Source organism: Pseudomonas kilonensis (genome assembly GCF_001269885.1).
Taxonomy (GTDB): Bacteria; Pseudomonadota; Gammaproteobacteria; order Pseudomonadales; family Pseudomonadaceae; genus Aquipseudomonas; species Aquipseudomonas kilonensis.
The window spans coordinates 39,116-53,090 of record NZ_LHVH01000014.1 but is presented as its reverse complement, the minus strand read 5'-3'; the positions used below and the strand labels follow the sequence as shown (position 1 = coordinate 53,090).

The 13,975-nt window shown below is 62.3% G+C and carries 12 protein-coding genes; 8 read left to right on the top strand and 4 right to left on the bottom strand.

Annotation, left to right across the window (positions count from 1 at the left end; translation table 11 throughout):
* Both rpsP and ffh read right to left on the bottom strand, forming a co-directional pair.
* Positions 1 to 252 carry a 30S ribosomal protein S16 gene (gene rpsP, locus AD662_RS05030; protein ID WP_003198088.1) on the bottom strand — a complete coding sequence of 84 codons (252 nt, stop codon included), beginning with the start codon at positions 250 to 252 and terminating at the stop codon, positions 1 to 3.
* A 251-nt stretch (positions 253 to 503) separates the two neighbouring features.
* Complete coding sequence (gene ffh, locus AD662_RS05025; RefSeq protein WP_003198085.1) at positions 504 to 1,880, bottom strand: signal recognition particle protein; 1,377 nt, start codon at positions 1,878 to 1,880, stop codon at positions 504 to 506.
* A 206-nt stretch (positions 1,881 to 2,086) separates the two neighbouring features.
* On the opposite strand from ffh, the gene AD662_RS05020 reads away from it, so the two are divergent.
* The 8 genes from AD662_RS05020 to cmoB all read left to right on the top strand — a co-directional run bounded on the left by AD662_RS05020 (position 2,087) and on the right by cmoB (position 11,851).
* Positions 2,087 to 2,899, top strand: coding sequence for a cytochrome C assembly family protein (locus AD662_RS05020; protein WP_018611152.1), 813 nt, complete (start codon positions 2,087 to 2,089; stop codon positions 2,897 to 2,899).
* Between the two features lie 12 nt (positions 2,900 to 2,911).
* Positions 2,912 to 4,153 carry an HlyC/CorC family transporter gene (locus AD662_RS05015; protein ID WP_018611154.1) on the top strand — a complete coding sequence of 414 codons (1,242 nt, stop codon included), beginning with the start codon at positions 2,912 to 2,914 and terminating at the stop codon, positions 4,151 to 4,153.
* A 420-nt stretch (positions 4,154 to 4,573) separates the two neighbouring features.
* Positions 4,574 to 5,887: an MFS transporter gene (locus AD662_RS05010; RefSeq protein WP_018611156.1), complete on the top strand. Its 1,314-nt coding sequence runs from the start codon at positions 4,574 to 4,576 to the stop codon at positions 5,885 to 5,887.
* 209 nt (positions 5,888 to 6,096) lie between these two features.
* The gene (gene lon / locus AD662_RS05005) at positions 6,097 to 8,511 is read left to right on the top strand and encodes an endopeptidase La (protein ID WP_018611158.1); all 2,415 of its coding nucleotides are present in this window, start codon (positions 6,097 to 6,099) and stop codon (positions 8,509 to 8,511) included.
* A 284-nt stretch (positions 8,512 to 8,795) separates the two neighbouring features.
* Positions 8,796 to 9,188 (top strand): protease inhibitor I42 family protein, encoded by a 393-nt coding sequence (locus AD662_RS05000; RefSeq protein ID WP_053185830.1) that lies wholly within the window; start codon positions 8,796 to 8,798, stop codon positions 9,186 to 9,188.
* Between the two features lie 2 nt (positions 9,189 to 9,190).
* The gene (locus tag AD662_RS04995) at positions 9,191 to 9,826 is read left to right on the top strand and encodes a lysoplasmalogenase (protein WP_053185827.1); all 636 of its coding nucleotides are present in this window, start codon (positions 9,191 to 9,193) and stop codon (positions 9,824 to 9,826) included.
* A gap of 328 nt (positions 9,827 to 10,154) precedes the next feature.
* The gene (gene cmoA / locus AD662_RS04990; protein ID WP_018611163.1) at positions 10,155 to 10,898 is read left to right on the top strand and encodes a carboxy-S-adenosyl-L-methionine synthase CmoA; all 744 of its coding nucleotides are present in this window, start codon (positions 10,155 to 10,157) and stop codon (positions 10,896 to 10,898) included.
* Positions 10,895 to 11,851 carry a tRNA 5-methoxyuridine(34)/uridine 5-oxyacetic acid(34) synthase CmoB gene (gene cmoB / locus AD662_RS04985; protein WP_043042530.1) on the top strand — a complete coding sequence of 319 codons (957 nt, stop codon included), beginning with the start codon at positions 10,895 to 10,897 and terminating at the stop codon, positions 11,849 to 11,851. Before cmoA ends, cmoB begins: the two co-directional genes overlap by 4 nt.
* Before the next feature lie 171 nt (positions 11,852 to 12,022).
* Here cmoB and tadA read toward each other — a convergent pair whose 3' ends face one another.
* Positions 12,023 to 12,520 carry a tRNA adenosine(34) deaminase TadA gene (tadA, locus tag AD662_RS04980; protein WP_018611167.1) on the bottom strand — a complete coding sequence of 166 codons (498 nt, stop codon included), beginning with the start codon at positions 12,518 to 12,520 and terminating at the stop codon, positions 12,023 to 12,025.
* Positions 12,520 to 13,896: a multicopper oxidase family protein gene (locus AD662_RS04975; RefSeq protein ID WP_018611169.1), complete on the bottom strand. Its 1,377-nt coding sequence runs from the start codon at positions 13,894 to 13,896 to the stop codon at positions 12,520 to 12,522. Before AD662_RS04975 ends, tadA begins: the two co-directional genes overlap by 1 nt.
* Between the last annotated feature and the right edge of the window lie 79 nt (positions 13,897 to 13,975).

Genomic DNA, 13,975 nt, shown 5'->3' with positions numbered 1-13,975 from the left:
TCAGGCCGCAGCCTTAGCCGATTCCTTCAACAACTGAGCAACGCGCTCAGAAGGTTGTGCACCAACGCTCAGCCAGTAGGCTACGCGCTCTTGGTTCACGGACAGACGAACTTCCTGACCACGGGCAACAGGGTTGAAGAAACCAACCTGCTCCTTGTGGGAACCGTCACGCGGGTTGCGGCTGTCGGTTACGGTCAGGTGGTAAAACGGGCGCTTTTTGGAGCCGCCAAGGGCAAGACGGATTGTTAGCATGTGAACATCGTTCCTGTAGTCGGTGCTGCAAATCTAAATGCACAGCGGGCATAGGTGCCCGAAAGGCCGCATATTCTAAGGAATATCCGGACTTTTGCAAATGTCTTTTTCCGGCGCCTGGCGCCATGCGATCAAGATTTGCCATAGAGCCGTCATGAAAAACGGCAAGTCAGCTCCCGCGTAGCGCGGGTTTGCTGGAGATCCCCGCATCCGTGCGGGGCAACGCCGACATGACAGTCGGCGCAGATTCTTTACATTTTCGGCATGCCGCCGCCGGGCAACATACCACCCATGCCGCGCATCATCTTGGCCATTCCGCCCTTGGCGGAGAATTTCTTCATCATCTTCTGCATCTGCTTGTGCTGCTTGATCAAGCGACCGATGTCCTGCACCTGGGTGCCGGAACCCATGGCGATACGGCGTTTGCGCGAACCACTGATCAGCTCAGGGTCGCGGCGCTCGGCCGGGGTCATGGAGTTGATGATGGCTTCCATCTGCTTGAACTGCTTTTCAGCCGCGCCCTGGGCATTGCCCATCTGCGCCAGGTTCACGCCACCGATGTTCGGCAGTTTGTCCATGAGGCCGCCAAGGCCGCCCATGTTCTTCATTTGTTGCAACTGGTCGCGGAAGTCTTCGAGGTCGAAGCCCTTGCCCTTCTTCAGCTTCTTGGCCAGTTTGTCGGCCTTGTCCTTGTCGAGGGTCTGTTCGGCCTGCTCGATCAGGCTGAGCACGTCGCCCATGCCGAGGATGCGCGAAGCGATACGCTCGGGGTGGAACGGCTCGAGCGCTTCGCTCTTCTCGCCCATACCGATGAACTTGATCGGCTTGCCGGTGATGGCGCGTACCGACAGCGCGGCACCGCCACGGGCGTCACCGTCGACCTTGGTCAGGATCACGCCAGTCAACGGCAGCGCATCACCGAATGCCTTGGCGGTGTTGGCCGCGTCCTGGCCGGTCATGGCATCGACCACGAACAGGGTTTCCACCGGGTTGATCGCGGCATGCAGCGCCTTGATCTCGCCCATCATCTCTTCATCGATGTGCAGGCGACCGGCGGTATCGACGATGACCACGTCGATGAATTTCAGTTTTGCTTCTTTAATTGCCGCCTGGGCGATGTCCACCGGCTTCTGGCTCAGGTCGGACGGGAAGAACGTCACGCCAATGTCGTTGGCCAGGGTTTCCAGTTGCTTGATTGCCGCCGGACGGTAGATGTCCGCCGACACCACCATCACCGACTTCTTCTTGCGCTCTTTAAGGAAGCGCGCCAGCTTGCCGGCTGTCGTGGTCTTGCCCGCGCCCTGCAGGCCGGCCATCAGCACCACCGCTGGCGGTACGGCGCTCAGGTTCAGGTCTTCGTTGGCGGCGCCCATCAGGCTTTCGAGTTCGGCCTGGACGATCTTCACGAACGCCTGGCCCGGTGTCAGGCTGCGCGACACCTCGGTGCCGACGGCACGCTCCTTGACCGAATTGACGAAGTCCTTGACCACCGGCAGGGCGACGTCGGCTTCGAGCAACGCCATGCGCACTTCGCGCAGGGTGTCTTTGATGTTGTCCTCGGTCAGTTTCGCCTTGCCGGTGACATGGCGCAGCGTCTGCGAGAGACGGTCGGTTAGGTTTTCAAACATGCGCGATCCTTTCAGGCCCAGATGAGACCGGGATAATGGCGGCCCAGACCGTGAAAAATGTGCTCGGCGAGCCTGCGGCGTGGGCAGGTCGCGGATTATAGCGAAGAAGCGGGCGACGTACACCTTACTGTCAGTTGCGGTGGTCTTTCGTGCGGAGGGGGTTCTATGCCAAACTCAGCGCCTTTCGGGCTTGCCTAACAGGATTTATGCTCCCCTTGTCACCCAGCTTGCTTGCCACGCTCGCCGCCGCTTGCCTTTATGCCGCTGCGACCCTCTATCAAGGCACCCGCCTGGCCACCGGCGCCAAGGCGAACAAACGCCTGCTGGTTACGCTTGGCGTGCTGGCGGTGCTCGGTCACGCGACCAGCCTTTATACCCACCTGATGACACCGATCGGCCTGGGCCTGGACTTCTTCAACGCCGCCAGCCTGATCGCCGTCGCCGTGATCGCCCTGACGCTGCTGGCCTGCTCGCGCATTCCGGTGGAAAACCTGCTGGTGCTGCTGTTCCCGCTGGGGCTGGCGACGGTGCTGCTGGCGCAATTCGCGCCGTCGGGCACGGTGCAGATCATCGACGAAGAGCCAGGCATCCTAGCCCACATCCTGCTGTCGATCCTCGCCTATGGCCTGTTCACCATCGCGGTGTTCCAGGCCTTGCTGCTGCTGGTGCAAGACCACCAGCTCAAAAACAAGCACCCGTCCGGGCTGATCCGCAACTTCCCGCCATTGCAAACCATGGAAAGCCTGTTGTTCGGCTTCCTCTGGGCCGGCTGGAGCCTGTTGTCGCTGTCGCTGATCTCCGGCTGGCTGTTCGTAGAGAACCTGTTCGCCCAGCACCTGGTGCACAAGACCCTGCTGGCCTGCCTGGCGTGGATCGTCTTCAGCGTGCTGCTGTGGGGCCGCAACCGCCTCGGCTGGCGCGGCCACAAGGCGATTCGCTGGACCCTGGCCGGTTTCTGCCTGCTGATGCTCGCGTACTTCGGCAGTAAGCTGGTCCGCGAATACATCCTGCATGTGTGACGGACGGCGCTGATGGATACGTTGCCCGTGGCGCCGCTGTTTGCCGTGCTGGTGGTGCTGATCCTCTGGTCGGCCCTGTTCACCGCCATCGAAGCCGCCCAGCAGCACCTGCTGGCCCAGCGCACAGCTTCGCGCGCCAGTGACAAGCCACTGGCAGCGCTGACGTTCCCGTTGGCCAGCCTGATCCTGTGCAATACCCTCTGCCGCACCCTGGCCGTGGTCATCGGCACCTTGCTGGCGATCTTTACCTGGCTGGAAAACGGCCCTTGGGTAGCCTGGCTCGGCAGCGGCGCTGCCCTGCTGGTGTTTGCCGACTACCTGCCGCGCACCTTGGCCACCCGCCAACCCGAAGCGGTGCTGGCCCTGGGCAACGCCTTGCTGGGCATACCGTTGAAGATCCTCTATCCGTTTGCCTGGCTGTTGAATGGTGCCAGCCAATTTTTGCTGCGCCCCTTTGCGCGCAAGGCCAGCATGGTGCAACAGAGCGACGACGAAATGCCCGCGCCACCGCGCAGCGAACACGAACCTGAACACGGCGGCGGCCGGCTGCACCCGATTTCCGGCATACACGCCCTGGACAACATCACCGTCAACGATATCCTCGTGCCCCGCAGCGAGGTCGATGGGATCAACCTCGACGACCCCATCGGCGAGATCATCGAACAGTTGCGCCTGAACCGGCGTACCCGCCTACCGATGTTCCACAGCGACATCAACCAGGTCGAAGCGGTGCTCAACACGCGCCAGATCCGTCATTTGCTGGCGGACGCGAGCCTGACCAAGGAAGCGCTGCTGACCGCCTCCCACGAGCCCTACTTCGTCCCCGAAAGCACGCCACTGCAACTGCAATTGCTGAATTTCCACAAGCAGCAGCGGCGCCTGGGCATGGTGGTGGACGAGTACGGCGAAGTGCTGGGCATCGTCACCCTGGAAGATATCCTGGAAGAAATCGTCGGCGAATTCGAGAGCGAGCACAGCCTCGATAACCCCCACATCCATCCCCAGCCCGATGGTCGCCTGATGATCGATGGCGCGGCGTCGATCCGCGAATTGAACAGGACCCTGGGCTGGCACCTGCCTTGCGACGGCCCCAAGACCCTCAACGGGCTGGTGACCGAAGCCCTGGAAACCATCCCCGAAAGCCCGGTGTGCCTGAAGATCGGCCGTTATCGGCTGGAAATCATCGAAACCGTGGACAACCGTGTCAGCCAGGTGCTGGCGTGGCATAACAGTTCGGTGCCCACGGCTTCCTGAATCCCCCCCAGGCTCAAGGTAAAACACAGTTGTGGCGAGGGGATTTATCCCCGCTGGGCTGCGAAGCAGCCCTAAAACCCGGCAACTCGGTGTGCCAGGCAAAATTGAGTTGACTGTATTTGGGGCCGCTTCGCAGCCCAGCGGGGATAAATCCCCTCGCCACAAAAAGCCCAGCGCACGCTTCAATATTGTGTGCGGGCTCTCTTGTTGATTCGTTAGCCCCCTTCCTATACTCAAGCCGCTTACCCAGCCCCGCCCGAACCCCGTGCTTACCCGCACCCAGCCGGTTCATCGGCAAAATCAGCATCAGTCCTGCGGCTGTTCCTACCCGAAACAGCGAAAGGATACCCGCCCACATCCCTGGGTGTTCGACCATAATAATTCGCTCCAACGGAGCACATGACTGTCAGGGATAACCGCATGACGACCGCTACCTGCAACGAGGCTGTGTCTGCCCAGCCGACAAATTCGGCCACCCGCGTGGCCACCGCGAGTTTCATCGGCACCGCCATCGAGTTCTACGACTTCTACGTCTACGCCACGGCTGCGGCCCTGGTGATCGGGCCGGTGTTCTTCCCGCAAACCTCAGGCACGGCACAGATGCTGTCGTCCTTCCTGACGTTCGGCATCGCCTTCCTCGCACGCCCGTTGGGCTCTGCGCTGTTCGGCCATTTCGGCGACCGGATCGGGCGCAAGTCGACGCTGGTGGCGTCCCTGCTGCTGATGGGTGTGTGCACCACGCTCATCGGCGTGCTGCCGGGCTACGCCAGCATTGGCGCCTGGGCGCCGATCCTGCTGTGCGTGCTGCGTTTCGGCCAGGGCCTGGGGTTGGGCGGTGAATGGGGCGGCGCGGCGCTGCTTGCCACCGAGAACGCGCCCAAGGGCAAGCGTGCCTGGTTCGGCATGTTCCCCCAGCTGGGGCCCTCCATCGGCTTCCTGGCGGCCAACGGGCTGTTCCTGACCCTGGCCATGACCCTTGACGACGAGCAGTTCCGCGCCTGGGGCTGGCGGATTCCGTTCCTGCTCAGTGCCGTACTGGTGATCGTCGGCCTCTATGTGCGGCTCAAGCTCCACGAAACCCCGGTGTTCGCCAATGCCATGGCCCGCCAGGAGCGAGTGAAGGTGCCGTTGGTCGAGCTGTTCAGCCAGTACTGGGCGCCAACCTTGCTGGGCGCGGCGGCGATGGTGGTGTGTTACGCGCTGTTCTATATCTCGACGGTGTTTTCCCTGAGCTACGGCGTGTCCACCCTCGGCTACAGCCGCGAGACCTTCCTGGGCCTGCTGTGCTTTGCCGTGCTGTTCATGGCCGCCGCTACGCCCCTGTCGGCCTGGGCCAGCGACCGCTACGGACGCAAGCCGGTGCTGATCATCGGCGGCGTATTGGCGATTGCCTCGGGTTTCCTCATGGAACCCTTGTTGACCCACGGCTCGACCGGCGGCGTGGCGCTGTTCCTGTGCATCGAGCTGTTCCTGATGGGGGTGACCTTCGCCCCCATGGGCGCCTTGCTACCAGAACTGTTTCCGACCCACGTGCGCTACACCGGTGCCTCGGCGGCCTACAACCTGGGCGGCATCGTCGGCGCCTCGGCCGCGCCGTTCTTCGCCCAGAAACTGGTGGCGATGGGCGGTTTGAGCTATGTCGGGGGTTATGTTTCAGCGGCCGCGCTGCTTAGTGTGATCGCCGTGCTGTGCCTGAAGGAGACGCGTCATAACGACTTGAACCGGGTCGCCTGACGCGCCTCCCGTAGGAGCTGCCGCAGGCTGCGATCTTTTGATCTTTCACTTGAGACTCAAGCGTCAGGGGAAAGATCGCAGCCTCGCTTCGCTCGGCAGCTCCTACGGGGCAGAACCGGCCAATGAAATAACCGCTAACAATCACCCTCCATTGAAACCACCCCCCACCTGCCCCATCTAAGACCCATACCCCATTGCGCAGGTGCCCCATGAGCGACCAGCACTCTACAGAAGCCACTCACGATTACGCTGACTCCGAACACATCGAACACACCTCCTCCGGCACCGGCCTGGCCCTGCCTGGCCAGAATTTGCCGGACAAGGTCTACATCATCCCGATCCACAATCGTCCATTCTTCCCGGCCCAGGTGTTGCCGGTCATCGTCAACGAAGAACCATGGGCCGAGACCCTGGAGCTGGTGGCCAAGTCCGACCATCACTCCCTGGCACTGTTCTTCATGGACTCGCCCCAGGAAGACCCGCGCCATTTCGACACCTCCAAACTGCCGCTGTACGGCACGCTGGTGAAGGTGCACCACGCCAGCCGGGAAGGCGGCAAACTGCAATTTGTCGCCCAGGGCCTGACCCGCGTGCGTATCCGCACCTGGCTCAAGCACCATCGCCCACCGTACCTGGTGGAAGTCGAATACCCGCACCAGCCGAGCGAGCCGACCGATGAGGTCAAGGCCTACGGCATGGCGCTGATCAACGCGATCAAGGAACTGCTGCCGCTCAACCCGCTGTACAGCGAAGAGCTGAAGAACTACCTCAACCGCTTCAGCCCCAACGACCCTTCGCCGCTGACCGACTTTGCCGCTGCGCTCACCTCCGCCACCGGCAATGAACTGCAGGAAGTGCTCGACTGCGTGCCCATGCTCAAGCGCATGGAAAAAGTCCTGCCGATGCTGCGCAAGGAAGTCGAAGTGGCGCGGCTGCAAAAAGAAATTTCCGCCGAGGTCAACAACAAGATCGGCGAACATCAGCGCCAGTTCTTCCTCAAGGAGCAGCTCAAGGTCATCCAGCAGGAGCTGGGGCTGACCAAAGACGACCGCAGCGCCGATATCGAACAGTTCGAGCAGCGGCTCGAAGGCAAAGTGCTGCCGGCCCAGGCGCAGAAACGCATCGAAGAGGAAATGAACAAACTCTCGATCCTGGAAACCGGCTCGCCGGAATATGCCGTCACCCGCAATTACCTGGATTGGGCGACCTCGGTGCCGTGGGGCGTGTATGGCCAGGACAAACTCGACCTCAAGCATGCGCGCAAGGTGCTCGACCAGCACCACGCCGGCCTGGACGACATCAAGGAGCGCATCCTCGAATTCCTCGCCGTTGGCGCCTACAAAGGCGAGATCAGCGGTTCCATCGTGCTGCTGGTGGGTCCGCCGGGCGTGGGCAAGACCAGTGTCGGCAAATCCATCGCCGAGTCCCTCGGGCGACCGTTCTACCGTTTCAGCCTCGGCGGCATGCGTGATGAAGCCGAGATCAAGGGGCATCGGCGCACCTACATCGGCGCCCAGCCGGGCAAGCTGGTGCAGGCACTGAAAGATGTCGAAGTGATGAACCCGGTGATCATGCTCGACGAGATCGACAAGATGGGCCAGAGCTACCAGGGCGACCCGGCCTCGGCCCTGCTGGAGACCCTCGACCCGGAGCAGAACGTCGAATTCCTCGACCACTACCTGGACCTGCGCCTGGACCTGTCGAAAGTGCTCTTCGTCTGCACCGCCAACACTCTGGACTCGATCCCCGGCCCGCTGCTGGACCGGATGGAAGTGATCCGCCTGTCGGGCTACATCACCGAAGAAAAAGTCGCCATCGCCAAGCGTCACTTGTGGCCCAAGCAACTGGCCAAGGCCGGCGTGTCCAAGGGCAGCCTGAGCATCAACGACAGCGCCCTCAAGGCCCTGATCGACGGTTATGCCCGTGAAGCCGGGGTGCGACAGCTGGAAAAACAGCTGGGCAAACTGGTGCGCAAGGCGGTGATGAAGCTGATCGACGACCCCAAGGCCATGATCAAGCTCGGGCCGAAGGACCTCGAGGCCTCGCTGGGTAAACCGGTGTTCCGCAACGAGCAGGTGTTGTCCGGCATCGGCGTGATTACCGGCCTGGCCTGGACCAGCATGGGCGGCGCGACCTTGCCGATCGAAGCAACGCGCATCCACACCCTCAATCGCGGCTTCAAGCTGACCGGGCAACTGGGGGACGTGATGAAGGAATCGGCGGAAATCGCCCACAGCTACGTCAGTTCGCACCTGAAGCAATTTGGTGGCGATCCGAAGTTCTTTGACGAGGCCTTCGTTCACCTGCACGTACCGGAAGGCGCCACGCCCAAGGACGGCCCGAGCGCCGGCGTGACCATGGCCAGCGCGTTGCTGTCCCTGGCCCGCAACCAGCCGCCGAAAAAAGGCGTGGCCATGACCGGCGAACTGACCCTCACCGGGCACGTCCTGCCGATTGGCGGGGTGCGCGAGAAGGTCATCGCGGCGCGGCGGCAGAAAATCAACGAGCTGATCCTGCCGGAAGCCAACCGGGGCAACTTCGAAGAACTGCCGGACTACCTCAAGGAAGGTGTCACGGTGCACTTTGCCAAGCGGTTTGCGGATGTGGCCAAGGTGTTGTTCTGATATTTCTCTAGCGCTTGTGCGGGCGCCATCGCGGGCAAGCCTTGCTCCCACAGGGTAAAATGTCGCTCACAGATTTTGTGTGCGACAAAGATCCACAGTGGGAGCAAGCCTTGCCCCACAGGGTTAAATGTCGCTCACAGATTTTGTCTGCAACAAAGATCCATTGTGGGAGCAAGGCTTGCCCGCGAAGGCGTTATCAGCAACAACATATGCCCACCTGACACACCCAGTAGCATCTTCGGTTATGCTCGCCGTTCGTCGTGAATGCCGGAGCCACCACCCTTATGTTCCCCACCCGCCTGCTCGTCCCCCTCAGCCTCGCCCTGCTGAGCGCCTGCGCCACGCAAACCAGCAACAACGTGACCGTGGAAAAACTGAGCCAGTGCCCGGTAAGGCTCAATAACGGGCAGAACCTGATCCTGAGCTTGCCCAGCAACCCCACTACCGGTTATCGCTGGGCGATCCAGGATTCGGCCGGTGGCGTGCTCAAAGGCTTGGGGCCGGAGGTTTATCGCAACCCGGAAGACGCCGGTATCGTCGGCGCCGCAGGTGTCTCGACCTGGCGCTTCCAGGCGTTCAGCGCTGGCACCGGGCGCTTGCGCCTGACTTATCAACAGCCCTGGGCCCCGGAAGTACCGCCCGTGGAAACGTTTGACTGCGCCATTGCGGTGAACTGACCGTGGGTTGGCTGATCCTTGCACTGATGGGCGCAGCCACCTACCTGTACGGCCTGACCGTGCACGCCACGCTGTTGTGCCTGCTGGTCAAGCCCATGCCGGTCCTGGCCCTGCTCGGCTGGCTGCACGATGCGCCGCCCAGTGACTATCGGCGCTGGATCAGCCTCGGGCTGATTTTTTCGCTGGTGGGCGATGTGTTGCTGGCCTGGCCGGGGGATCTGTTCGTGTTCGGTCTTGGCGCGTTTCTGCTGGCGCACCTGGCCTACCTGAAAGCCTACCTCAGCGACTGCCGCCGCCCGGCACTGCTGCCATTGGCCCTGGCCTTGGGCATCGGCGCGGTGCTGTTGGGGATCCTGGTGTCGAACGGCCTCGGGCCGTTGCTGGTGCCGGTGATTGTCTACGGCCTGGCCATCAGCGCCATGCTTTGGCGAGCGTTGGCGCGGCTGGGCACCGACGTGCCGAAACGCTCGGCCTGGCTGGCCGCCGCCGGGGCGCTGGCCTTTGTGTTCTCCGACAGCCTGATCGGCATCAACCGGTTCGTGCAGCCCTTCCATGCCGCGCCTTACCTGATCATCGTCATTTATTGGCTGGGCCAGTGGGGGATTACGGCGTCGGCGTTTACCCAAAAGCCACACTGAACAAAGATAAATATGGGAACAAAGCTCTGTGGGAGCAAGGATCTGTGGGAGCAAGGATCTGTGGGAGCAAGGCTTGCCCGCGATGAACGATAATGCGGTCTTGCTATAGACCGCGGTGCCTTCATCGCGGGCAAGCCTTGCTCCCACAGAGCCCTACTCCCACAAAACCTTACTCCCACAAAACCTTACTCCCACAAAACCTTACTCCCACAAAACCTTACTCCCACAAAACCTTACTCCTACAAAGCCTTGCTCCCACAAAGCTCGCTCCCACAGGTTTTTTGGTTAAAATGCCGGCCTTTTCACCACCCATGCCGCTGGAACCGCCGTGAGTAAAGATCCCGATCGCCTATTCGCCCAACCCCTGGCCCAAGTGCCGGACTTCGCCTTCAACGAGGACGTGGTGCGGGTGTTTCCGGACATGATCAAGCGTTCGGTACCGGGTTACCCGACCATTGTCGAAAACCTTGGCGTGCTCGCCGCGCAATTCGCCCAGCCGGGCAGCGTGCTCTACGACCTGGGCTCGTCCCTGGGCGCCGTGACCCAGGCCCTGCGCCGCCACGTGCGCACGGACGGTTGCCGGGTAATCGCTGTGGATAACTCGGCGGCCATGGTCGAGCGCTGCCGCGAATACCTCAACGGCCAGGACTCGATGTTCCAGGAGCTGCTGCCGGTGGAAGTGATCGAAGGCGACATCCTCGCCCTGACGTTCCAGCCGGCCTCGGTGGTGGCACTGAACTTCACCCTGCAATTCATCGCGCCGGACCAGCGCACCGCATTGTTGAGCCGCATCCGCCAGTCCCTGCTGCCGGGCGGCGCCCTGATCCTGTCGGAAAAATTGCGGTTCAACGATGCCGAGGAACACGCCCTGCTCACCGACCTGCACGTGGCGTTCAAGCGCGCCAACGGCTACAGCGAGCTGGAAATTGCCCAGAAACGCAGCGCCATCGAAAACGTCATGAAGCCCGACAGCCTCGAAGAACACCGCGAGCGCCTGCTGGCAGCCGGGTTCTCGAAAGTCGTGCCGTGGTTCCAGTGTCTTAACTTCGCCTCGTTGATTGCCCTGCCATGATTGATCTGTCCCCCCTCGCCCGCCATCTGGCCGGCACGCCCCTGGCCGATTGGGCCGCGACGCTGCAGACGCAACTCGACAGCAAGATGGAAAAGGGCCATGGCGATCTGGAGCGTTGGCAAAGCGCGCTCGATGCGCTGCCGGCCTTGCAACCCACCACAGTCGACCTGCTGAATGGTCTGACGCTCGACACCGATTGTTCCGACGAAACCCGTGCGCAAATGCGTACCGCGTTGATGGGCCTGTCGCCATGGCGCAAAGGCCCTTTCGACCTGTTTGGCGTGCACGTGGACACCGAATGGCGCTCGGACTGGAAGTGGTCACGGGTGGCCCCGCACCTGGACCTGAAAGGCAAGCGCATCCTCGATGTGGGCTGCGGCAACGGCTACTACATGTGGCGGATGCTCGGCGCCGGGGCGGACACGGTGATCGGCGTCGACCCCAATTGGCTGTTCTTCTGCCAGTTCCAGGCGGTGCAGCGCTACCTGTCGCAGCCCAACGCCTGGCATTTGCCGTTCCCCTTCGAGGCCCTGCCAGCAGAGCTGGAAGGCTTCGACACGGTGTTTTCCATGGGCGTGTTCTACCACCGCCGCTCGCCGATCGAGCACCTGCTGGCCTTGAAGGACTGCCTGGTCAAGGGCGGCGAACTGGTGCTGGAAACCCTGGTGATCGAGGGCGACGAACACCAGGTGCTGGTGCCCGAGGACCGCTACGCGCAGATGCGCAACGTGTGGTTCCTGCCGTCGGTCCCGGCCCTGGAGCGCTGGCTGCGCCGCGCCGGGTTCAGCGACGTGCGTTGCGTGGACGTGAGCCTGACCACCGTAGAGGAACAGCGCAGCACCGAGTGGATGAAGTATCAGTCGCTGAGCGACTTCCTCGACCCCGCCGACCACAGCAAAACCATCGAAGGGCTGCCGGCGCCGATGCGGGCGGTGATTGTGGCGCGGAAATAACCCAGACAGCCACAAATCCCCCTGTGGGGGCGAGCCCTTGTGGGAGCAAGGCTTGCCCGCGATGGAGGCACCGCGGTCTATAGCAAGGCCGCGTTATCGTTCATCGCGGGCAAGCCTTGCTCCCACAAAGGTTCACTCCTACAGAGGTTCGCTCCCACAGGAGATAAGTGTTTAGTCTGAGGATTTGGCTCTTCGGGCCTTGAAGAACTCACTCAGCATGGTGCTGCATTCCTCGGCCAACACCCCGCCCTCGTACATCACCCGATGGTTCAGGAAACCCTGGTTGAAGAACTGCCCCTGGCTCTGCACGATGCCGGCCTTGGGCTCCAGGGCGCCGTAGACGACCCGGGCGATACGCGAATGGACGATCAGGCCAGCGCACATGCTGCATGGCTCCAACGTTACATACAGCGTGCTGCCGGGCAGGCGATAGTTGCTCACCGCCTGGGCGGCGGCGCGGATGGCGACCATTTCGGCGTGGGCACTGGGGTCGTGGCCGCTGATCGGGCAGTTGAAACCGCGTCCGATGATCTCGCCGTCCTGCACCAGCACCGCGCCCACGGGCACTTCGCCCAGGGCGGCGCCTTGTGCGGCGAGGGCCAGGGCTTCGCGCATGAAGTCCTGGTCACGGCTGCGGTCGATGATCCGGGCAGGGCGAATCTGGCGCATCAAGCCACCTCGATGGCGGCCATCAGGCCGGTTTCCATGTGGTCGATCACATGGCAGTGGAACATCCACACACCTGGATTATCCGCCACCAGCGCCACCTGCGCCCGCTCGTTCTTGCCCAGCAGGTAAGTGTCGGTGAAATACGGCACGACCTTGTGCCGGTTCGACGCGATCACCTTGAAGCTCATGCCGTGCAAATGGATCGGGTGCTGGTACTGGGTCATGTTCTTCAATTCGAAAATGTAGCTCTGGCCTTTCTTCAGCGTGGCGATCGGCCGGTCAGCGCAGGTCTTGTCGGTGATGTCCCAGGCCTTGCCGTTGATCTGCCACAGGCTCGGTGGCTTGCCATTGTCGACATTGACCGACACCGAGCCAACCCATTCGAAATTGAAGTTGAGTTTTTCGGCATTGGCCAGGTCCGGCTCCGACACCGGGTTGGGCGGCAGCGCCGGCGGCCATTGGCTCGGCGCGTCACTGTTAGGCACCGAACGCAAGGTCCCCAGGCGCACCGGGCCATTGCGCAACGACAACTCTTCGCCGGCTGGCGGTGCCTTGATCGCCAGGCAAATGCGCATGCCCGGGCCAAGCCAGTATTCCTTGCCCAACGGGCGCGGTTCGATGGGGTTGCCGTCCAGTGCATAGATCTGCGCTTCAACGCCTGGGATGTTGATGCGATACGTCAGGGTGTTGTCCAGATTGAGCAAGCGCACCCGGGTGATCTGCCCGGCCGGCAGGTCAATCACCGCTTGCGCCACGCCGTTGATGGTCGCCAGCCGGCCAGCCGTGCCGCCACGCGCCGCTTCACGGGGAATGCTGAACGCGACGAACTCGCCCTGCTCGTCCACATGCCAGCTCTTGAGGCTCAGGGTTTGTTCGTACTTGAAACCGGTGGGCTCACGCTCTTCGATGATCAACGGCCCCACCAGCCCACGCCCGAGCTCTTCGCTGCTGTTGACGTGGGGGTGATACCAATAGCTGCCAGCGTCCGGCACGCGGAATTTGTAATCGAAATACTCGCCCGGCAGCACCGGCAGTTGCGAGACATACGGCACACCGTCCATCTCCAGCGGCAAACGGATCCCGTGCCAATGAATGGTGGTGGCGACCGGCAGGTGATTGATGAAACGTACCCGCAGCCACTCACCCTGGCGCACCCGCAACTCGGTGCCCGGCGCCGAAGAGCCAAACGCCCAGGCCTGGGTCTTGTGCCCGGCCACCAGCTCGACGTCCAGCGGTGCGGCGATCAATTCATAGTCGTGACCGGCCTCGGCATCGGCGCGCTTGCCCAACCAGTACCGCGACGCACCTCCCGCACCCACGCCAACGACAACAAGACCGGCCAGGCCACCGAGTATTTGGCGACGGGTAAAGGACATGAACGCAACCACCTATTGAATCCGCGGCGAACCGTTGGGCCCGCAAAAGGCGAATACGATACACCCGCGGATGAGAAAC